Source organism: Ruegeria sp. HKCCA0235A, assembly GCF_013033235.1.
GTDB lineage: Bacteria > Pseudomonadota > Alphaproteobacteria > Rhodobacterales > Rhodobacteraceae > Ruegeria.
Window position 1 is genome coordinate 59404 of the sequence record NZ_WQDQ01000003.1, and the last position, 19366, is coordinate 78769.

Annotated in this window: 25 protein-coding genes and 1 other RNA gene; 14 read left to right on the top strand and 12 right to left on the bottom strand. The window is 59.1% G+C overall.

Translation table 11 applies throughout. From position 1 onward, the window contains the following. Positions 1 to 118 precede the first annotated feature (118 nt). A complete protein-coding gene (locus GOW56_RS06345; RefSeq protein ID WP_171167082.1) occupies positions 119 to 934 on the bottom strand; it encodes a pseudouridine synthase in 816 nt (271 codons plus the stop codon). A gap of 62 nt (positions 935 to 996) precedes the next feature. Here GOW56_RS06345 and GOW56_RS06350 point away from each other — a divergent pair, with 62 nt between their 5' ends. Further along, the gene (locus tag GOW56_RS06350; RefSeq protein WP_171205353.1) at positions 997 to 1461 is read left to right on the top strand and encodes a nucleoside deaminase; all 465 of its coding nucleotides are present in this window, start codon (positions 997 to 999) and stop codon (positions 1459 to 1461) included. A gap of 15 nt (positions 1462 to 1476) precedes the next feature. Here GOW56_RS06350 and GOW56_RS06355 read toward each other — a convergent pair whose 3' ends face one another. Further along, positions 1477 to 2169 carry a metal-dependent hydrolase gene (locus GOW56_RS06355; protein ID WP_171205354.1) on the bottom strand — a complete coding sequence of 231 codons (693 nt, stop codon included), beginning with the start codon at positions 2167 to 2169 and terminating at the stop codon, positions 1477 to 1479. A 60-nt stretch (positions 2170 to 2229) separates the two neighbouring features. Between GOW56_RS06355 and GOW56_RS06360 the strand changes: the two genes are divergently transcribed. Further along, complete coding sequence (locus tag GOW56_RS06360; protein WP_171205355.1) at positions 2230 to 2901, top strand: ceramidase domain-containing protein; 672 nt, start codon at positions 2230 to 2232, stop codon at positions 2899 to 2901. Positions 2902 to 2972: 71 nt separating this feature from the next. On the opposite strand, the gene GOW56_RS06365 is transcribed toward GOW56_RS06360, so the two are convergent. Then, the gene (locus GOW56_RS06365; protein WP_171205356.1) at positions 2973 to 3536 is read right to left on the bottom strand and encodes a DUF4202 domain-containing protein; all 564 of its coding nucleotides are present in this window, start codon (positions 3534 to 3536) and stop codon (positions 2973 to 2975) included. Positions 3537 to 3692: 156 nt separating this feature from the next. After that, entirely contained in the window at positions 3693 to 3851 is a 159-nt protein-coding gene (locus GOW56_RS06370) for a hypothetical protein (protein WP_171167089.1), read from the bottom strand. 228 nt (positions 3852 to 4079) lie between these two features. Between GOW56_RS06370 and gatC the strand changes: the two genes are divergently transcribed. The 5 genes from gatC (at position 4080) to rnpB (ending at position 7786) form a co-directional block, all read left to right on the top strand. Further along, the gene (gatC, locus tag GOW56_RS06375; protein ID WP_171114750.1) at positions 4080 to 4367 is read left to right on the top strand and encodes an Asp-tRNA(Asn)/Glu-tRNA(Gln) amidotransferase subunit GatC; all 288 of its coding nucleotides are present in this window, start codon (positions 4080 to 4082) and stop codon (positions 4365 to 4367) included. A 3-nt stretch (positions 4368 to 4370) separates the two neighbouring features. Next, positions 4371 to 5858: an Asp-tRNA(Asn)/Glu-tRNA(Gln) amidotransferase subunit GatA gene (gene gatA / locus GOW56_RS06380; RefSeq protein ID WP_171205357.1), complete on the top strand. Its 1488-nt coding sequence runs from the start codon at positions 4371 to 4373 to the stop codon at positions 5856 to 5858. 38 nt (positions 5859 to 5896) lie between these two features. Continuing rightward, positions 5897 to 6601, top strand: a complete 705-nt coding sequence (locus GOW56_RS06385; RefSeq protein WP_171114754.1) for a hypothetical protein — start codon at positions 5897 to 5899, stop codon at positions 6599 to 6601. Next, positions 6552 to 7262: an N-acetylmuramoyl-L-alanine amidase gene (locus tag GOW56_RS06390; protein ID WP_253283897.1), complete on the top strand. Its 711-nt coding sequence runs from the start codon at positions 6552 to 6554 to the stop codon at positions 7260 to 7262. Before GOW56_RS06385 ends, GOW56_RS06390 begins: the two co-directional genes overlap by 50 nt. A gap of 124 nt (positions 7263 to 7386) precedes the next feature. Next, positions 7387 to 7786, top strand: an RNA gene (gene rnpB, locus GOW56_RS06395) — RNase P RNA component class A. Between the two features lie 6 nt (positions 7787 to 7792). On the opposite strand, the gene GOW56_RS06400 is transcribed toward rnpB, so the two are convergent. From GOW56_RS06400 to GOW56_RS06410, 3 genes are all read right to left on the bottom strand, one after another. Then, positions 7793 to 8125 carry a GYD domain-containing protein gene (locus tag GOW56_RS06400; RefSeq protein ID WP_152458759.1) on the bottom strand — a complete coding sequence of 111 codons (333 nt, stop codon included), beginning with the start codon at positions 8123 to 8125 and terminating at the stop codon, positions 7793 to 7795. Positions 8126 to 8192: 67 nt separating this feature from the next. Continuing rightward, complete coding sequence (locus GOW56_RS06405) at positions 8193 to 9035, bottom strand: DUF2182 domain-containing protein (RefSeq protein WP_171167097.1); 843 nt, start codon at positions 9033 to 9035, stop codon at positions 8193 to 8195. A 13-nt stretch (positions 9036 to 9048) separates the two neighbouring features. Continuing rightward, on the bottom strand, positions 9049 to 9684 hold the full coding sequence (locus GOW56_RS06410) for a DUF1326 domain-containing protein (protein WP_171167099.1): 636 nt from the start codon (positions 9682 to 9684) through the stop codon (positions 9049 to 9051). A 278-nt stretch (positions 9685 to 9962) separates the two neighbouring features. Here GOW56_RS06410 and GOW56_RS06415 point away from each other — a divergent pair, with 278 nt between their 5' ends. Next, positions 9963 to 10670 (top strand): DUF533 domain-containing protein, encoded by a 708-nt coding sequence (locus tag GOW56_RS06415; protein WP_171205358.1) that lies wholly within the window; start codon positions 9963 to 9965, stop codon positions 10668 to 10670. A 127-nt stretch (positions 10671 to 10797) separates the two neighbouring features. Then, positions 10798 to 10965: a 50S ribosomal protein L33 gene (gene rpmG / locus GOW56_RS06420; protein WP_037309480.1), complete on the top strand. Its 168-nt coding sequence runs from the start codon at positions 10798 to 10800 to the stop codon at positions 10963 to 10965. 75 nt (positions 10966 to 11040) lie between these two features. On the opposite strand, the gene GOW56_RS21990 is transcribed toward rpmG, so the two are convergent. Next, positions 11041 to 11175 carry a hypothetical protein gene (locus GOW56_RS21990; protein WP_256367471.1) on the bottom strand — a complete coding sequence of 45 codons (135 nt, stop codon included), beginning with the start codon at positions 11173 to 11175 and terminating at the stop codon, positions 11041 to 11043. Between GOW56_RS21990 and GOW56_RS06425 the strand changes: the two genes are divergently transcribed. After that, positions 11174 to 11680 carry a hypothetical protein gene (locus tag GOW56_RS06425; protein WP_171167102.1) on the top strand — a complete coding sequence of 169 codons (507 nt, stop codon included), beginning with the start codon at positions 11174 to 11176 and terminating at the stop codon, positions 11678 to 11680. The genes GOW56_RS21990 and GOW56_RS06425 overlap by 2 nt on opposite strands. 136 nt (positions 11681 to 11816) lie before the next feature. Here GOW56_RS06425 and GOW56_RS06430 read toward each other — a convergent pair whose 3' ends face one another. Then, positions 11817 to 12596: a Bax inhibitor-1/YccA family protein gene (locus GOW56_RS06430; RefSeq protein WP_171114763.1), complete on the bottom strand. Its 780-nt coding sequence runs from the start codon at positions 12594 to 12596 to the stop codon at positions 11817 to 11819. Positions 12597 to 12780: 184 nt separating this feature from the next. Beyond that, a complete protein-coding gene (locus GOW56_RS06435) occupies positions 12781 to 12990 on the bottom strand; it encodes a DUF1127 domain-containing protein (protein ID WP_171114765.1) in 210 nt (69 codons plus the stop codon). A gap of 124 nt (positions 12991 to 13114) precedes the next feature. On the opposite strand from GOW56_RS06435, the gene GOW56_RS06440 reads away from it, so the two are divergent. Further along, entirely contained in the window at positions 13115 to 13996 is an 882-nt protein-coding gene (locus GOW56_RS06440) for a LysR family transcriptional regulator (protein WP_171205359.1), read from the top strand. Between the two features lie 6 nt (positions 13997 to 14002). Here the strand turns inward: GOW56_RS06440 and GOW56_RS06445 are convergent, their stop codons facing one another. After that, entirely contained in the window at positions 14003 to 14959 is a 957-nt protein-coding gene (locus tag GOW56_RS06445) for an NADPH:quinone oxidoreductase family protein (protein ID WP_152458750.1), read from the bottom strand. A 339-nt stretch (positions 14960 to 15298) separates the two neighbouring features. Here GOW56_RS06445 and GOW56_RS06450 point away from each other — a divergent pair, with 339 nt between their 5' ends. From GOW56_RS06450 to GOW56_RS06460, 3 genes are all read left to right on the top strand, one after another. Further along, positions 15299 to 15670: a helix-turn-helix domain-containing protein gene (locus GOW56_RS06450; RefSeq protein ID WP_171205360.1), complete on the top strand. Its 372-nt coding sequence runs from the start codon at positions 15299 to 15301 to the stop codon at positions 15668 to 15670. Between the two features lie 40 nt (positions 15671 to 15710). Continuing rightward, positions 15711 to 16502: a histidinol-phosphatase gene (gene hisN, locus GOW56_RS06455; RefSeq protein ID WP_171205361.1), complete on the top strand. Its 792-nt coding sequence runs from the start codon at positions 15711 to 15713 to the stop codon at positions 16500 to 16502. Between the two features lie 114 nt (positions 16503 to 16616). Continuing rightward, complete coding sequence (locus GOW56_RS06460) at positions 16617 to 17951, top strand: 8-oxoguanine deaminase (protein ID WP_171205362.1); 1335 nt, start codon at positions 16617 to 16619, stop codon at positions 17949 to 17951. Here the strand turns inward: GOW56_RS06460 and guaD are convergent. Further along, a complete protein-coding gene (guaD, locus tag GOW56_RS06465) occupies positions 17948 to 19234 on the bottom strand; it encodes a guanine deaminase (protein WP_171205363.1) in 1287 nt (428 codons plus the stop codon). The two genes, GOW56_RS06460 and guaD, sit on opposite strands and share 4 nt — an antisense overlap. Between the last annotated feature and the right edge of the window lie 132 nt (positions 19235 to 19366).

The window sequence follows — 19366 nt, forward strand, 5'->3', positions numbered from 1 at the left end:
AGCGTAGGCCAGTTTTTGCACTCCGCTTCCGGACATCACGCCCCCCAAATAGCAGCTTTCACTGAAAATTTAGGGTATGCGCGGGCTTAGCGCTAGGGGGAAGGTTGCCGAACCCACATCACTTACGGGGATTCTTGCCGATCTGAGGTCGTTTTCTTTTGGGTCGTGACGGGCGTTTGGGCGGGTTGCCGGGCTTGTCTTCGGCGTCCAGACCCAGCTGGTCCCGCATCACCCTGCGACGGACTTCTTCGACCTCGCCCTGTTTCAACGTCCCAAGCTGGAAGGGGCCGTAGGACACCCGCAACAGACGATTCACGGTAAAACCGATATCTTCCATCGCGCGGCGGATTTCGCGGTTCTTGCCTTCGCGCAAACCGATCGTCAGCCAGGCATTTGCGCCCTGCTGGCGATCCAATGAGACGGTCATTGGCTGGAACCGTTCTCCCTCGATCACCAGCCCCTTGCGCAGCGGTTCGAAATCTTCGTCCTTCGGGCGACCGTTCACCCGCACGCGGTACTTCCGCAACCAGCCGGTCGAGGGCAGTTCCAGCTTGCGCTTGATGCCGCCATCGTTGGTCAACAGCAGCAATCCTTCGGAATTCAGATCCAACCGACCGACGCTCATTACCCGTGGCATGTCGTCGGGCAGCTTGTCGAATATTGTCTCTCGTCCTTTTTCGTCGCGGGTCGTCGTCACCAACCCGGCGGGCTTGTGATACAGCCACAGACGCGACGGTTCCGGTTCCGAGACCGGCCTGCCGTCGACTGCGATCTTGTCTTTCGCGGTCACGTTCAGGGCGGGGCTGTCGATGGTCTTGCCATTCACTGCCACTCGGCCCGCTTCTATCATGCGTTCAGCCTCGCGCCGGGACGCTACGCCAGCGCGGGCCAGGACTTTGGCGATCCGATCGCCGGGGGGTGGGGTCTTGTTCATGTCAGGGCCATACCGCATCCCGGGCGCTTGCGAAAGGCGGGTTTCTGCGGCAGTCAGGGGGCATGGTATTCAAATCGCATATGCAACAGGCCCTGGCCGAGGCGCGCGCAGCCGCTGACCGCGGCGAGGTGCCCGTGGGGGCCGTTGTCGTCGGACCGGACGGAGCGGTCGTGGCCGTGGCCGGAAACCGGACGCGCGAGTTGAATGACCCCACGGCCCATGCGGAAATCATGGCCTTGCGTGCAGCCTGTGCGCAGGCGGGCTCTGAACGGCTGCCGGATCATGATCTCTACGTCACGTTGGAGCCTTGCGCGATGTGCGCCGCGGCCTTGGCGGCCGCGCGCATCCGGCGGATCTATTACGGTGCGGCAGACTCCAAATCCGGGGGCGTGGCGCATGGCGCGCGCGTGTTTTCGCATGCACAGGCGCATCACGTGCCCGAAGTCTATGACGGGATTGCAGGCGAAGAGGCTGCCGCGCTTTTGAAGGCCTTCTTCGAAGCGCGCCGCCAGGACAAGCCGTGCTGACGCGCTGCTCTGTCGTCAGACGGTGATGGCTTTCATAACCTCAGGTTCGATCACGTCGACCCCGGGCAACCCGTCGATCAATGCCTGTGCGGATTGTTCCAGAATGGGGAACGTCTTGTAGTGACATGGGATGACCGTCTTGAAGTCGAAGTACCGTTTCGCGGCATAGGCGGCGGCTTTCATATCCATGGTGAAATGCCCGCCGGCCGAAAGGATGCCGATATCGGGCTTGTAGTAATCCCCCATCCATTCCATGTCGGCCATGATGTCGGTATCGCCCGAGACGTAGAGCATACGCCCCTCGGCCGCGATCATGAATCCGACTTCACTGCCGCCGGTGCGCAGACCGTCCTGTGTTGAAAAAGTCGAGCTGTGAGAGGCCGGTACCATCGTCACCATGACGCCGTTCAGATCGACGGTGCCGCCTTTGTTGAAACCGATGGTCTCAATGCCTTCCGCTTCGCTCCAGTATCCCATCAGGTCATATTGTCCGACAACGGGGATTTTCAGGTGCTTTGCCAGGGGAAGTACATCGGCCACGTGGTCAAAATGCGTGTGGGTCAAAAGAATGTGGGTCGCCCCTTCCAGCACGGCATCATGCCGATCTTCGGGCAAGACCGGGTTGCCGGTCAGCCACGGGTCGATCAACAGAACCTGCCCCTGAGTTTCAATGCGAAAACTGCCATGGCCCAGCCAGATAATGTTCATTCCGGTTTTCCTCCCATAAGGTCTCTTGGCAGCAGCCTAGCATCGGCTATGTAAAATTCCATGGACTGGATTCGAGAAATTGATGGCTATTGCGAACGCGTGTCGGCGGACTATTGGGCCGAGCCGATCAATGCGATCACGAACGCTGCTTTTCTGATTGCCGCATGGATCATGTGGCGGCGCGTGCGCGATCAGGACATGCCGCTGGCCAAGGGTCTGGTCGTGATTTTGGCCATGATCGGGATCGGAAGCTATCTGTTTCACACCCATGCCCGGGTTTGGGCGGCTTTGGCGGATGTGGCGCCGATCCTGCTGTTCATATTGGTCTATATATATGCGGTGAACCGCGACATCTGTCGCATGTCGTCTGGATTGGCGATCTGCGGTACGCTTCTGTTTCTTCCCTATGCGGCGGCCGTTGCGCCCTTGTTCCAGCTTGTGCCGGGGCTTGGCGGGTCGGCGGTTTACGCGCCGGTCCCTTTGTTGATCCTGATCTACGCGTTCCTGCTGCGGGGCAATGATCCGAACTTGGCCAGAGGGATGACGCTCGGGGCCCTGCTCCTGATTCTATCGATCACGTTCCGTGCGCTCGATCTGCCAATTTGCAGGCAATGGCCGATGGGGACGCATTTCATGTGGCATATCCTGAATGCCATCATGCTGGGTTGGATGATCGAAGTGTATCGCGCGGCTCTTGTCAGGGGCCGTTTTGGCAAAGGCCCGGCGTCTTGAGACGCGGAAGGATCGCGTGTGTCCTCCGAGCTTCGTAACAAGGAGGTCAACGAAACCGCCCTGGTCCGATCCTAGTTCTGAAAGGCTGCCGCCAGATGGTCGGGCAGATCAAATTCGCTCAACACCCGAGCGCGGCCTTCGGGCGACATCTTGCGAGCCGTTTTTTCAACGATGCTCTGGATTTTCTCGGCCGAGTGTTTCGCGGCAAAGGGCTGGAAATACCATTTCAGAAACACAAAGCAGATCACGTCTTCCAACGCCTGCACTTCCGCGTCCCGCTTGATGCCCTGTTTGCGCAACATGCGCCCTGCGGCCTCGACCTGTTGTGAATCGTAACCTTCGCGGGTCATCAACCCCATGACCACGTCGGCATGGTGTTCGCCCTGCGCCTTGCGCCATGACAGGTATCCAACCCGGCCTTCGGGATATTCACTGCGGGCAAGTTTCCAACGTTCCACATGCTGCCCGCGCGCGGCGATTTGAAGGGCGTCGGAAGCGTCCGGAAACAGGCGGTCCAACTCGGCACTCATGCGTTCACCATACAGCAGCGCCGCGGCGCGGCCCTCATCTTGGTTGGGGTCATTTGCATTGGCTGCGTCGATTGCGTCCAGAACCGCTTGTTTTTGCGCGCTCATCATCTGCTCCACTGGCTTGCCTGAACTACGAAACCTCGGCGCAGTTCTGTTCTGTATTCGACGTCATGCTAGCGGCTTGCTCTGGGATGTGCATCCTCGAAAATGAAAAACAGCCGGGTCAGAGAGGGGATATCTGACCCGGCCAGGACCTGCGCGTTATTTGGCAGGTTTAACCTGATCCTGCGTGACCGGTTCCGTGATAGGGGACGGGAAGGTCAACGTGCGTGTCAGGTTGCTTGTGTCGATACCCAAAGCCATGGCCGGTGCGGCCAAAATCGTGGCGGACAAGACTGCGGCTGTTATCAGGGGTTTCATGTTTTTTCTCCGGTTTGCGTTATGTCGCATAAATAAAATGAACAGTACAGTTTAGTTTTCAAGATCGATAATGAACTATTCGGTTTACTTTTTTGCATACCTGTCATTCAGTTTTGAATAGCCTCAGAAGAGGGGGGAATTCCAAACTGGGACCTGCCCAAGGCAGCCCGGTCTTGCGACTGCCGCTACAGACGGGTAAACGCCCCCTAACGTAGATGAGGGAAGCCGATGTCAATTGACCAAAGCACCGCCGCCAAAGTGGCCAAACTGGCCCGGATCAAGGTCGAGGATGACGCGCTGCCGGCGCTGGCATCCGAGTTCAACACCATCCTTGGGTTCATCGAACAGCTGAACGAAGTGGATGTGGAAGGTGTCGAGCCGATGGTTTCGGTCACACCCATGCGCCTCAAGCGTCGTCAGGACGAAGTCACCGATGGCAATCAGCAGAACAAGATTCTGGCCAACGCCCCCGACGCCCGCGAAGGGTTCTTCGCAGTCCCCAAAGTGGTGGAGTAAGACATGAGCGATCTGAACAAATTGGGCCTGGCCGATGCCCGCGACGCGTTGCGAGCCGGCGACGTCACCTCTGTTGAGCTGACAGAAGCCTGCTTGAAAGCCATTGATGAAGCAGATGCGCTGAACGCATTCGTCCACAAGACGCCCGAGATCGCGATGGAGCGCGCCAAGGCCGCGGATGAACGGATCAAGGGTGGGGACGCTCCGTCAATGTGTGGCCTGCCGATCGGCATCAAGGACCTGTTCTGCACCAAGGGCGTGCCGTCGCAAGCCGCGTCGGGCATTCTTGAAGGCTTCAAGCCGGAATACGAATCCACCGTGTCACAGCAACTGGCCGACGCAGGCGCGGTGATGCTGGGCAAGCTGAACATGGACGAATTCGCCATGGGCTCGTCCAACGAAACATCGGTCTATGGCAACGCGGTCAGCCCGTGGCGTCGTGGCAACGATGATGCGCAGCTGACGCCAGGCGGTTCGTCGGGCGGATCTGCGGCCGCCGTTGCTGCCGATCTGTGCCTTGCAGCAACGGGTACCGATACCGGCGGTTCCATCCGGCAGCCCGCGGCTTTTGTCGGGATCACCGGCATCAAGCCGACCTATGGTCGTTGCTCGCGCTGGGGCATTGTGGCGTTTGCGTCCTCGCTGGATCAGGCCGGTCCGATGACCAAGAATGTCCGCGACGCCGCGATCATGCTGGAAACCATGTGCGGCCATGACGCCAAGGATTCGACCAGTGCGGATCTGGCCGTTCCGAATTTCGAAGCGATGCTGACTGGCGACATCAAGGGCAAGAAGATCGGTATCCCCAAGGAATACCGCATGGACGGCATGCCCGCCGAGATCGAAAAGCTCTGGGCCGATGGTGCCGCGATGCTGAAGGATGCGGGGGCCGAGATCGTCGATATCTCGCTGCCGCACGCCAAGTATGCGCTGCCTGCCTACTATGTGATCGCCCCGGCCGAGGCGTCCTCGAACCTCGCCCGCTATGACGGTGTCCGCTATGGGCATCGTGCACAGTTGGCGCAGGGGGATGGCATCACCGAGATGTACGAAAAGACCCGCGCCGAGGGCTTTGGCCACGAAGTGCAGCGCCGGGTCATGGTCGGCACCTATGTTCTGTCGGCTGGTTTCTACGACGCCTATTACAATCGTGCCCGCAAGGTGCGCACGCTGATCAAGAAAGACTTCGAAGGCGTGTTCGCGGCCGGTGTCGACGCCATCCTGACCCCGGCAACCCCATCGGCGGCCTTCGGTCTGGGCGAAATGACCGAAGCAGATCCTGTTCAGATGTATTTGAACGATGTCTTCACCGTGACCGTGAACCTGGCCGGACTGCCCGGTATCTCGGTCCCCGCAGGGCTGGACACACAAGGTCTTCCGCTGGGATTGCAGCTGATCGGGCGTCCCTGGGAAGAAGGCGACCTGCTCAATACCGCCTATGCGCTGGAAAACGCGGCCGGTTTTGTGGCCAAGCCCGGGAAATGGTGGTAAGCCTCGGGCAACTGAAGCACTAGACACGGAGCCAAACAATGCGCGTTTTGCTTTTGGTCCCCGCTCTTGCACTGGCAGCTGCGTGCACGGATGTCGCGCCGCTGACCAGTACGGGTTTCAACACGCCTGAATACCAGGCGCAGCGCGAGGCTCAATTGGCAGGTCAGGGCGTGGCCGGCAACCCTCTGCTGGCCCCGGTCGAAGTTTCACAACAACCGCTGGGCGCCCCGGGTACGGCGCCTGTTGCCACGGGTGAAAACGCGGATATCGCCAACCAGGCCGCGGCGGCATTGGCCAGCACATCTGGCCAAAACTCAGCCGCGGTTACGGCGGTTCCCGTGGCGAACACTGGCGCGATTTCGGATGAACAGGATTTTGCCGCCGTGTCCGAACGCCGTAGCATCGAATCCGACGCCGCCCGGATCGAGCAGAACCGCCAGACGTATGAACTCGTGGCCCCGACGGCAGTGCCCGAGCGCACGGCGAGCGGCCAGACAAACATTGTGCAATACGCGCTGAGCACGTCCAATCCGGTAGGTGTGCAACTTTACAGCCGGTCCGGTTTCAACCTTCAGGCCAAGGCTCAGAGGAACTGCGCGCAATTCCCATCCCCTGATCAGGCTCAGATCGAGTTTCTGTCCAATGGCGGCCCCCAGCGCGACCGCAAAGGTCTGGACCCGGATGGGGATGGCTATGCGTGTGGCTGGGACCCGAGCCCGTTCCGCAGTGCCGTCAGCAACTGACCCCCTGAACCCGATCTGGCATCCGTCACCCAATTTTGGTGAGCGCCGAGATGGTCTGACACCATCCTTGATCGTGATCCATTACACGGCGATGGACAGCGCTCAGGCGGCTTTGGATCGTCTGTGCGACCCAAAGGCCGAGGTCTCGGCCCATTACCTGATCGGCAATGATGGCACGCTGTGGCAGATGGTGCGCGAAGAAGACCGGGCTTGGCACGCGGGTGCCGGAGAATGGCACGGTCAGACCGACATCAACTCTCGTTCCATAGGCATCGAGCTGGACAACGCCGGCAAGCATCCGTTCCCCGAACCCCAGATGCATCGGCTGGAACAGCTGTTGCGCCAGATAATGCACCGTTGGGCCATCTTGCCAAACGGTGTTATCGGCCATTCGGACATGGCGCCTGGGCGCAAATTTGACCCCGGTCCGCGATTTGACTGGTTGCGGCTCGAGCGCAACTTGCTGGCCACGCCCCGCGGATATGCCGCTGGTCCGCAAACTGCATCAAAGGGCCAGTTCCGAAATCTGGCTCAGGCTGCCGGTTTCAGCGCTGATGTAGACGATGATACGCTGTTGCATGCCGTCCGCCTTCGATACCGCCCATGGGGCAGGGGGCCTTTGCAGCAAGCCGACCTTGCACCGTTGATCCCGCACTCCTGATCCGCCCTTCATCTGGCTGAAAATATCCCGGGGTTGAATTGGCCGCAGGCCAAGAAGGGGCTGGCCCCTTCTCTGAACCATCCACCCTTGACGCCGCCGACCGCAGAGCCTACCCAACCCACGCGCGGAGGGCCGGATGGCCGCTGGGGTCGCAAGGCCCGAGAGGAAAGTCCGGACTCCACAAGACAACGGTGCCGGGTAACGCCCGGGCGGGGTAACCCGACGGAAAGCGCCACAGAAATCAGACCGCCCGGAACTTTGGTTCAGGGTAAGGGTGAAACGGTGGGGTAAGAGCCCACCGCGCCCCTGGCAACAGGGGCGGCACGGCAAGCCCCACCGGGAGCAATGCCAAATAGGGTCCCGGCGCGGGCCGGTCGGCGCAAGCCGATACCGCCGCTAGGCACGTCTTGGCCGAGAGGGACCGGGTTGGCAGCTTGAGCCGCGCAGCAATGCACGGCCTAGAGGAATGGTCATCGAAGGGGGCAACCCCGGAACAAGATCCGGCTTACAGGCCCTCCGCGCGTATTCGCCTATCCTCCGGGCGGCGTGTAGGAACCGGTCAGCGCCGCCGCTTTCTCTGTTATCGACGTGAACTCGTCTGCGGTCCAGGCGCGAACGGTTTCGATGTTCGTCACTGCACCCGACGCGGCGACAGCCATGCCAACGGCCACGGCGTCTGTCCCATCTGGGGCTTCGCTGATCACAACCACGTCGTTGCTGCCGGTTGTCATGTAGAAGGACAGCAGCCTGCCGCCTACTTTTTCCAGCAGAGCCTTCACCGGACCGGTGCGGTTCTCGGGCTTTTGCAACATGCCTTTGACACCGGCTTGCGAGTAAGATGCGTAAGTAATGAAAATGGGCATTGATACCTCCTGTTGCGTCAAATCGTTTTTGGGTCTTCAAGTCAGCCGACCCCGGGGCCGTTCAAAATCAGGTGCCGGAAAACAACGGTGCCGTGATGAACCAGAGGCCAGCGCCGATCAGCGCAAAACCTGTTACCGGCACAAGCCACCGGGCCCCGGGCAAAAGTTTTTCCAGCGCGACATAGGCGGCAATTCCGACAATCCAGTAGAGGTTCATGATCCCTCCGACGAAAAGCAGCAGCATCAGTGCCCAGCAGCATCCCAGACAATACGTGCCGTGCAGGATACCGGTGCGGAAAGCACCGAATGTTCCGGGTCGGTTGTGATCGGCCAGGAAACGTGCGGGGCTCTGACAGTGGCGCAGGCATGCGTTTTTCAAAGCTGAAAACTGATAGGCGCCAGCCGCCAGCAGAACGCTGCCTGCGAAGACACCCGAACTGATCGTCATCATCGGCCCGTCGGACAACCCGATTTGTTCCAACCCCCATTGCAATGCGGTTGCAATCAGGCTGAACGCCCCCCAGGCCACCAGATAGCCGGATAAAAACCACAGGCTGAACGCAACCGTCCGGTGCTTTTCAGGCCCTGTCCGCTTGACCGCGATGAACAGAAGAACGGCAGGCGCAGCGCTTGGGGTCATCATGGCGATCATCATGACCCACCACATCAGAAAAATCAGCAAGGCATAGCTTGCGCTCCACGCTGCTGCCGGGCCCATTTGCATGGGATCTCCGACAGGGCCGGCCATCCGGGTCATCTCGACCGCGGACATGTTCATCCCGACGCCAGCTATCGTGTACCAGGTTGCACCGAGGATGATCAGAAGAACGCTTCCCAGAACAATCGCGCTGTCCTGTCTCAGCAACCACTCAACCGTCCCGCCCCGGGGCGATGCGTTCTGTTTGGTCATGGGTGTTCTCTGCTTATGCGCCCAAGACGCCATGGCCCGAGATGTTCAGATGCGCCAGATGAGCATGGGTTGCGTCAAAGGTCAGCCGGATCTGACCACCCGTCGTTGTCGCACTGCCTGATGCCGCTTCGGCATGGCGGTATTCAAAGCCGTTCGGCAACTGTATCGACGCGCGGTGAGGTGCGCCCGATACGATATGAGGGATCGGATTGACCTCAACATCGAAAACTCCGGCAACCTTGGCGTATCCGCTGCGCTCGTCACGGTTCCAGTCCAGTTCAATCGGAACAAACAGCGTTTCATGTTTCAAAGGCGCCATGGCGCTGAAGACATACCAGAACGTGGCCATTTCATCCGTATCCTGACCGGTCATGATCGCTTGCAACGCGGCACGCTGTTCAGCTGTTGCGCTTTCATCAATGATCAGCTGCATCTGACCGTTACCTTCATGAATTGGTCCCGGCCAATGATAGACACCTGCCGCCCGAAGACCGCCCAGATCAGTGTCACCGTAGTGACCGCTTTGAATGTCAAAGACGACAACCGCCTCGCAATTGCCGTGTGACGGAAGTACGCTGAACTGACACGGGCAACCAAAGTTGCAATTGCAATTGGCCAGTTCTTCGGCCTGAATAGCCCATTCTGTCATGATAGCCCCCCAAGAAAAGTCGCATAAAACAACTCTGCTCGTTGCGGGTTGAACCCATTCACGCTGCCTCGGCCTTCGAGCCTGAATTTGGCTTCTTGGATGGGCGAACCTATCACGAATCCGTGATATGTACAAACAAGACCGCAAATTACATGCCATCTTTGGGCTTTATCATGTGCCGGGCTATGGGCCGGTCGCGTTCAGGTTGAGCACGGTATTCGGGATTGCATTCGGCTGTTAGACTTTCGGAACCAATTTGAAGATATGGGAGGTTGATTATGAGCTTTATGAAAACACTGGCGTCCGTGGCCATTGGTTTTGCTGCGGCCAAGGGTATGGAAAAATATCAGAAGATGGGCGGCATGGCTGGGCTGCAAGACATGATGCAAGGCGCCGGCGGTGGTTTTGGCGCGGATCAGCTGGGCAAAATGGCAGAACAATTTGGCCTGCCCGGTGGCGCGTCAGGCTTGCAGGACATGATGAGCAAGATGGGGGTTGGCGGCAGCACAGCCGGAGCCGCTGGTTTGGGTGGGTTGTTGAACGCCATGCAAGGGGCCGCCAAAACTGCCAATCAACACACTGGTGACATGATGGAAACCGTGTTCGGCGGCACGCCCGTGGGTGCAGCGATGGAAGAGCAGGCAAAACTCATGCTGCGCGCAATGATTCAGGCTGCCAAGGCAGATGGTGAACTGGACGAACAGGAAAAGGAAATCATCCTGGGTGAATTGGGCGATGATGTCAGCGAGGAAGAGCGCGCATTCGTGCAAGAGCAGCTGAACGCACCGATTGACGTCATGGGATTGGCGGCTGATTCTGGTGCGCCGCTCAAGACGCAGATCTATGCAACTTCCCTGGCTGCGATCCGTCTGGACAACGCGCGCGAGGCATCATACCTGCGGCAATTGTCCACCGCTCTGGGTCTTTCCGACGCGGAAAGAGACCAGATTCACACGTATATGGGCGCGCCAACCTTGCCTAGTTGAACCTGCACCAGATTCCTGTGCCTGTATCATCCGATTAGCCTTGACATAGGCGGTGCAGCGCGTAAAAGCGCACGCTCATAGGAATTCAACCGAAAGGCCCCTGCCTTTTCGGACGCAGGAGATAACCATGGCGAAGCCGACGACAATCAAGATCCGTCTGAACTCGACCGCGGGCACGGGCCACTTCTATGTGACCAAGAAGAACGCGCGCACCATGACTGAGAAAATGACCATTCGTAAATACGACCCGGTCGTTCGCAAGCATGTCGAGTACAAGGAAGGCAAGATCAAGTAATCTGCCATTCCATATGGAAATTCCGGAAAAGGGCTCTGTTGCACAGAGCCCTTTTTCAGTTCCGGTTTCCTGATTTCAGCGGATGGCAAGCTGCGGCAGTCCGTTGCAGTGGCGCATCAGCGTTTGGGACAATCGCATCCCCTGCGGCTTGCTTTTTGTGGGAACCTGCAAGTACGCTTCAGCAAACCGCCACAAAATGTTGACCGCCATGAAAAAAATCTTGTTATCCACAATTGCCGTTCTGACCCTAGCGGCCTGTGAAGACCCGTTTAACCGCGAAGGTGTCGGGTTTACTGGAATCGATGGCGAACCGCGCACGATTTCGGACGTACCCGGTGCCGTCGCCTTTCTGCCGGACGCGACCAACGTTCCGGCAGAGTTGGCGGAACTGCGGACAGTCACGCTTTTGAGTGATGAGGTTGAGCCGTCCAAGGTGGCTTCGGTTGCAATAGACAATGGCGGGCAGACGCCAAACACGGCTGTTCAACTGCAAGGAAGCGACACAAACCTGTTCCTCAGCACTGTCAGTGTCAACGGCACCTTGTTTGGTGTGCTGCGCACGAGCTCGAACAGTGTGAAGGTCGACAATTCGATCGGTGTAGGCTTTGCGGAAGAAACAGAGCGTTTTACCGGCTGTCTGCCAGCTGGCGGTGTATTCCGTAAAGGAACATCCGAGAAGAGTTCCGGCTTTGCCATACCGCTGAACTGTAGCTGATCCCGATTACGTTCCAGTATCTCAAAGCCCCGCCTCGACGGCGGGGTTTTTCATTTCCGGGCAAAAGAAATCCGTCGCGCAAAAGAAAAGGGCCGGTCGTGGACCGGCCCTGAACCAATTCGGTTGTCGGCAAGGCCTATTCTTGCTGACCCATGAACATCAGCAGGAACTGGAACATGTTCAGGAACGAGATATACAGGCTCAGCGCGCCGTCGAAGGCGGCTTTGTCCAGCCATTCCTGATCGCCATGTGCAGCGTGGGCGACGTAAGTGTTCTTGATGTCCTGCGTATAGAACGCGGTCAGACCGGCAAAGATCAGGATGCCGATGGCCGAGATGGCCAGCATCATCACGCCGGATTGCAGGAACAGGTTGATGATCATCGCAACCAGCAGACCGATCACACCCATCATCAGGAAAGTGCCCATTCCGCTGAGGTTCCGCTTTGTGGTGTAGCCATACAGGCTGAGGCCAGCAAAGGCGATCGACGTCACCAGGAAGGTCTGGGTAATCGAGTAGGGCGTGAAGACCAGAAAGATCGAGCTCATCGAGATGCCCATCACGGCGGCAAAGACGAAGAAGCCAAGCTGAACTGTCGCGGCTGAGCCACGGCGCATCAGGGCACCCCATCCAAACAAGATGAAGGCCAGCGGAGCGAACATTACCACCCATTTCAGCGGCGACAGGAACAGCGCGCCGCCCAAGCTCGTCAGATAGCGGTCAGCGCCGATCTGAGCAACCGCGTTGCTTGGATCGCTGGTTACTGCCAGACCGGCAATAGCCCATGCCGCCAGTGCCGTGATCAGCATGCCAACGGACATGGTGCCGTAGACTTTGTTCATGTGGGCGCGCAGGCCCTGATCAATCTCGGCGGCGCGCGCGCCGGATGCCGTCCGGATCGTGTCGAATTGTGCCATCAAAGGGTCTCCCTAGTCGTCAAGTTAGAGCGCCCCGGCAGAGCGGGGCGGTTTTCCATCTAAATATCGGCAACAAGGGGCTGTGTTTCAAGAGATTCCGAGCGAAAACCGACTAAAACACGCAACAAAAATGCCAACAGGCGACTCAAGGTCGCCCATCGCCATAAAAATATGAGAGTCACATTCACCTTTTCCAGAATTGAGGTGCGTCCCAGAAAAAGCGTTTTGCTTCTGCGGATGCTTCCTCGCGGGTGACTCCGATGTCGTCCAGCACGGCAGCATCCAGTTGTGCCAGATTTCGCCGCTGTCTGGACAGTTCGAACGCTTGAGAGATCAGGGACACCAGGGAACGTTTGGCCGGTTTGCAGGGATTATGGATTGCGAGTTGCGTCATAGCTTGTCCTTTCTGTATTCTCGATGGTTTTGCTGGCTGTTATCAATTTCCTTGATTGATATGGGTGAGTGTGACACATTTTAAAAACGAATATTTTTGATGGAACGCATAAGGAATCGTGAAGATGCGAAATCTGGACATTACAACCCTGCGATCCTTTGTGGCGGTGGCGGATCAGGGCGGTGTAACCCGCGCCGCCGGATTTCTGCACCTGACGCAGTCTGCGGTGTCCATGCAGCTGAAGCGGCTGGAGGAGCTGCTGGGCCTGGAGTTGCTGGACCGAAGCGGCAGGACAATTGCCCTGACCGCATCCGGTGAGCAGCTGCTGGCCTACGCGCGCCGCATGATTGCCCTGAATGACGAGGTAATCTCAAAACTCACCGATCAGGCCTTTGAGGGCGAAGTGGTTCTGGGCGTTCCCCATGACATCGTCTACCCCGCGATTCCCCGGGTCCTGCAACGGTTCAACGCCGATTTTCCCCGCGTCAGGGTGCAGTTGGTGTCGTCCTATTCACTGCAATTGAAAGACATGTACAAGCGGGGCGAATGTGATGTGATCCTGACGACCGAACCGTCTTCGGCCACTGGTGCAGAGACCATCGCAGAGCTGCCGTTGCGCTGGATCGGCGCGCCGGGCGGGTCCGCATGGCGCAAGCGTCCGTTGCCTCTGGCGCTGGGGCGGCGCTGCTTGTTCAGACCGCAGGTTATATCGGCGCTGGATGCGGCCGGAATACCGTGGGAGCTGTCCGTGGAAACCGAAAACGACCGTACCATAGAAGCCACGGTCAGTGCCGATCTTGCGGTTCACGCAATGCTGGACGGAACCGAGGCCGCACATCTTGAACAGATCGACTCGGCTGGGGCTCTGCCGGATTTACCTGCGCATATGATCAACCTCTACGGTGGCGAGCAGGGCCGGGATGCGGTTGTCGAAGCTCTGGCACAGTTGGTGCGTCAGAACTTCAGATTGCTGGGCGGTACCCAGTTGCGGGCCGTGGTTGGATGATCGCGATCAAGGCGTGATCACGATCTTGCCCGTGGATTTTCGCTCTTTCAGCAACTGCATTGCATGCGCGACATCTTCAAGGGGCAGGACGTGACTGATGTGCGGTTTTATCCTGCCCTCTGAATGCCACTTGAATAGGGTGTCAAAACTGTTGCGCACAGCTTCGGGGCGGAACTTCAGATAGCCGCCGATATACACCCCGATCACGGTTAGGTTTTTGACCAGCAGATGATTGGCCGGAATCTGCGGGATGTCGCCCCCGGCGAATCCGATGGGCAGCAGACGCCCTTCGGGATTGGTGGCCCTGAACGCGGCCTTGAACACATCCCCGCCGATGACGTCATAGACGACATCCGCGCCACCCAGCGATTTGACCCGCTCGCGCAGGTCTTCCGAAGCATCGATCAGATGATCGGCACCAGCGGCACGGGCAACGGCAAGCTTGTTCTCGCCGCGCGCCTGCGCGATGACCGTGGCGCCCATGAGTTTGCCGATTTCGACGGCAGTCAGGCCGACACCTCCCGCTGCGCCGGTGACCAGAAGGGTTTCACCCGGTTGCAGGCGTGCCCTGTGATCAAGGGCCATGTGACTGGTGGCATAAGCGATCTGGATGGCGGCGGCGTCTTCGAATCCGGTGTCGTCCGGCAGCACGATCGCACGATCCGCGTCAAATACACCGTACTCGGCCAACCCACCCTGACCGGAATAGACTGCGATCCGGTCGCCTGGGCTGAGCGTTGAAACGCCGGGCCCGACTGTCTCCACAATACCGGCGATCTCCATGCCCAGGGTGAATGGGGCAGGTGGCGTGTCCTGATACGCCCCCGTCTGCATCAGCAGATCGGCGAAATTCAGGCCGCAAGCTTTTATCGCGACCCGCACCTGGCCTTCGCCCGGCTCGGGTATTTTCACGTCACAAAGCTGGGCAGACGCCCCGTCGGATGGAATGCAATAGGCCCGCATATTGTTCCTCAAGAGTTTCCGACATAGGCGCGTGTGCCGCCAGAAAAGTCAATCCGTTTGCTGCGCGGGCGCAAAAGGCCCCCGATTTTGAAGGAGGATTCAGTTGCAGGAGTATGGTTCTGTAAAGGCTTTGGGTAATACAACCACAAATCCCTGTCAGGGGCATTCGACTCAACCAGCTTGAAAAAAATCTCAAAACCGGCATTATAAACAATCAGTGCTGTAAACGGGGGGCGGTACAGTCCGTATTAGGGAGCGGTTAAGGGGAGCTCTCTAAAACTGCGATATCGGACGTCGCAAAATCCCGTGCAGATGTTTGTGTAGTATAGGAGAATACCAATGACTCATCACGTCGATGTCCATGTGGGCAAGCGCGTTCGGCATCGCCGCTGGCTGATTGGGATGACCCAGCAGCAGTTGGCGCAGCAAGTTGGTATCAAGTTTCAGCAAATCCAGAAATATGAGACCGGTGCCAACCGAGTCAGCGCATCCCGCTTGTGGGACATCGCCGAGGCGCTGGATGTTCCGGTCAGCTTTTTCTTCGAAGGTCTGGAAGAAGCCCAGAAAGGCGATGCGGACAAGAAATCCGTCCCTGCCGACCTGATGGGTGACAAAGAGGCTTTGGATCTGGTGCGCTCTTACTATGCGATTCCGGAAAACCAGCGTCGCCGCCTGTTCGAGCTGGCGCGGGTTCTCAGCGACGTTGCCTGACTGACTTGACTTTGTCGCGGATTGCTCGCACCTCAGGGTCATGCAACCGACGACACAGAGCGATATCGAAATTGCCGAAGAAATGGCCGAAGCTGCGCGTGAGGCCATACTCCCCTTTTTTCGTCAAACAAATCTGGAAACCACGAACAAGCTGGCCGATGGGTTCGACCCGGTCACAGTGGCGGATCGGGCCGCTGAACAGGCGATGCGGGACGTTCTGGCGCGGCGGCGCCCGGATGACGGTGTGCTGGGCGAAGAGTTCGGCGCGCATACGGGCACCAGTGGCCGCACCTGGGTACTGGATCCCATCGATGGGACCCGTGGGTTTATCAGCGGCACGCCAACCTGGGGTGTTCTGATTGCGCTGAGTGATCAGGACGGGCCTTTTATGGGTGTAATCGATCAGCCGTATATCGGAGAGCGCTTTGTCGGATCGTCTTCCGGTGCTCACATGACCGGTCCGCAGGGCACCAGAAGAATGCAAACGCGCGATACCAGGGCGCTGGATCAGGCGACCTTGTTTACCACGTTCCCCGAAGTTGGAACCCCGAAGGACCGCGCAGGGTTTCAGGCGGTGTCCGAGCAGGTTCAGCTGACGCGCTATGGAATGGATTGCTATGCCTATGCGCTTCTGGCCGCCGGGCAGGCGGATTTGGTGATCGAGGCGGGCTTGAACTCCTATGATATCCAAGCGCCGATTGCCGTTATTCAGGCGGCCGGCGGTATCGTGACCGATTGGCAGGGCGGCCCCGCACATCAAGGCGGCCGGGCCCTGGCTGCGGCAAACGCTGACCTTCACGCCGCGGCGCTTGAGATACTCCGCCAATTCTGAATTCTGTTGCCCGGCGCATCAAAGGCAACTACACCGGGGATGGCCGGTTCTTGCGCCCGTTTTCCACCGGCCGACGCACTTCTTGCATGAGACGGGCAGATGCAGGAGCGCGAAATGACGGAAATCCTACTCAAGAATGCTGATCTGATCCTGACGATGGACGAGTCCCGGCAGGAATTGTCCAAGGCCGATATTTTGGTCCGCGACGGGCAGATTGCCCAGATCGGGCAGGGACTGGAATCAGAGGGTGAGGAGCATGATGTTTCGGGCTGTCTGGTGACGCCCGGCCTGGTGAATACCCACCACCATCTTTACCAAACCCTGACACGGGCGGTGCCGGGCGGGCAGGATGCGTTGCTGTTTGGGTGGCTGCAAACGCTCTATCCGATCTGGTCGCGTTTCGGGCCGGAGGAAATGTTCACCTCGGCCCAGATCGGTTTGGCGGAACTGGCGCTGTCGGGGTGCACGCTCAGTTCCGATCACCTTTACCTCTATCCCAACGGTGCGCGGCTTGAGGATACGATCGCTGCCGCATCCGAGTTGGGGATGCGGTTTCATCCGACACGCGGCGCGATGAGCATCGGCGAGAGCGATGGGGGCCTGCCGCCGGACCATCTGGTGGAGAAGGAAGCCGCCATTCTGGACGACATGGTACGTGTCGTGGATGCGTTTCACGACCCGTCGGAGGGTTCGATGTGCCGCGTTGGCCTTGCCCCGTGTTCACCGTTTTCCGTCAGCCGGGACCTGATGCGCGATGCGGCGTTGCTGGCGCGGGACAAGGGCGTGATGCTGCATACCCATCTGGCCGAGAACGACGAGGATATTGCCTATTCGCAGGCGCAATTCGGCTGCCGCCCAGGGCAATATGCCGAGGAATTGGGCTGGACCGGCCCGGATGTCTGGCACGCCCATTGCGTCAAGCTGGACGGGGCCGAGATTGATCTGTTCTCACGCTCGGAAACAGGCGTGGCCCATTGCCCCTGTTCAAATTGCCGCCTCGGATCGGGTATCGCGCCGGTGCGGGCGATGCGCGATGCGGGTGTCAAGGTCGGCCTCGGCGCGGATGGATCGGCCAGCAATGACAATGGCAACCTCATGCTTGAGGCGCGCCAGGCCATGTTGTTGCAGCGGGTCGCCAATGGTGCGGATGCCATGTCGGCCCGCGAAGCGCTTGAGATCGCGACGCGCGGCGGGGCGGATGTGTTGGGACGTCCCGATTGTGGACGGCTGATGCCCGGAAAACGTGCCGATATTGCGGTGTGGGATATCTGCGGCATCGAAAGCGCGGGCAGTTGGGATCCGGCGGCGCTGCTTCTGGCGGGGCCGATGTCGGTGAAACACCTGTTCGTCGAAGGCCGCCAGATCGTACGTGACGGGCACATAACGACCATTGATCTGCCCCGCGTGATCGAGCGTCAGAACACGCTGGCCCGGGCGTTGCAGGCTTAAGCCGCCTGCCGCCCGCCGATCCAGACCTCTGCCACGGCCCGATCATCGCCCATCATGATCGTCGGGAAGATCGCTTCCCAAACGTCTTCTGCATGGGCCTCGCGCTGGGCGATGGCGGGGGTCGAGGCGAGGTCGATCACGACCAGATCCGCCTCCATCCCCGGAGTGATGTTTCCGATGCAGTCGTCCATACGCAGGCTCCGGGCCGATCCGACCGTGCCCAACCACAGCAATTGCGCCGGATGCAGAGGACGACCGCGCAATTGGCCGATCTCATAGGCGGCGGCCATGGTGCGCAGCATCGAAAAGCTGGACCCGCCGCCGGTATCCGTGGCCAGACCGATCCGGTGGCCATCATGGATCAGCCCGTTCATGTCAAACAGTCCCGATCCGATGAACGTGTTCGACGTGGGGCAATGAATCAAAGAGGCATCGACCTCGCGCAGCCGATCCCGTTCCCGGTCTTCCAGGTGGATGACATGGCCATACAGGCCGTTCTGGCCCAGCAGGCCAAATTTCTCGTAGGTGTCCAGATAATCCCTTGCATCAGGGAACAGGGACCGGACCCATTCGATTTCATCCGTTTGCTCGCTCAGATGGGTTTGCATGAGACAATGGGGATGTTCGGCCCAAAGCGCGCCCATGGCCTCAAGCTGTTCCGGGGTCGAGGTTGGCGAAAAGCGTGGTGTGATCGCATAGGACAAGCGGTCGACGCGATGCCATTTTTCCAGCAGGGCGGCGGATTGGTCGTAAGCCGTCTGCGCAGTGTCGCGCAGCCCTTCGGGCGCGTTCCGGTCCATGCAGGTCTTGCCGGCGACGACACGCTGCCCACGCTGTTGCGCCGCGGTGAAAAAGGCATCCACGCTTTCAGGGTGAATCGTGCAAAAACTGCACATGGTCGTGGTGCCGTGGGCGGTCGTCAGGTCCAGATACCGGTTGGCGATCTCGGTCGCATAGTCGAAATCGCCGAACTTCATCTCTTCCGGGAAGGTGTAGGTGTTCAGCCAGTCGATCAGCCGTTTGCCCCAGCTGGCGATCATCGCCGTCTGTGGATAATGCACATGCGGATCGACGAACCCAGCCATGATCAGGCGCGTTCCGTGATCCTTCGTGACTGCGTCAGGATGGGCTTTTTTCAGCGCATCGGCGGTGCCGACCTCTGCAATTCGCCCGTGTTCGATCACGACCGCTTCGTCCAGCCGGGTCGCCTCGGTCGGCTCTCCGTCGAAGGGTGATCCTGTGAAACTCAGAACACGCCCTTTCAAAAGCGTCTTTTGCGCCATTTTCCCTGTTCTCCACCTGTTTGGAACCGCACACCAGCATAGGCGGACGAAAGAAGTGGGTAAATCGGCGCATTGTCATTGTTTTCCGGTAGCTGCTTCTTCTATTTAGGGGCCAATCGCAAAAAGGGGCAG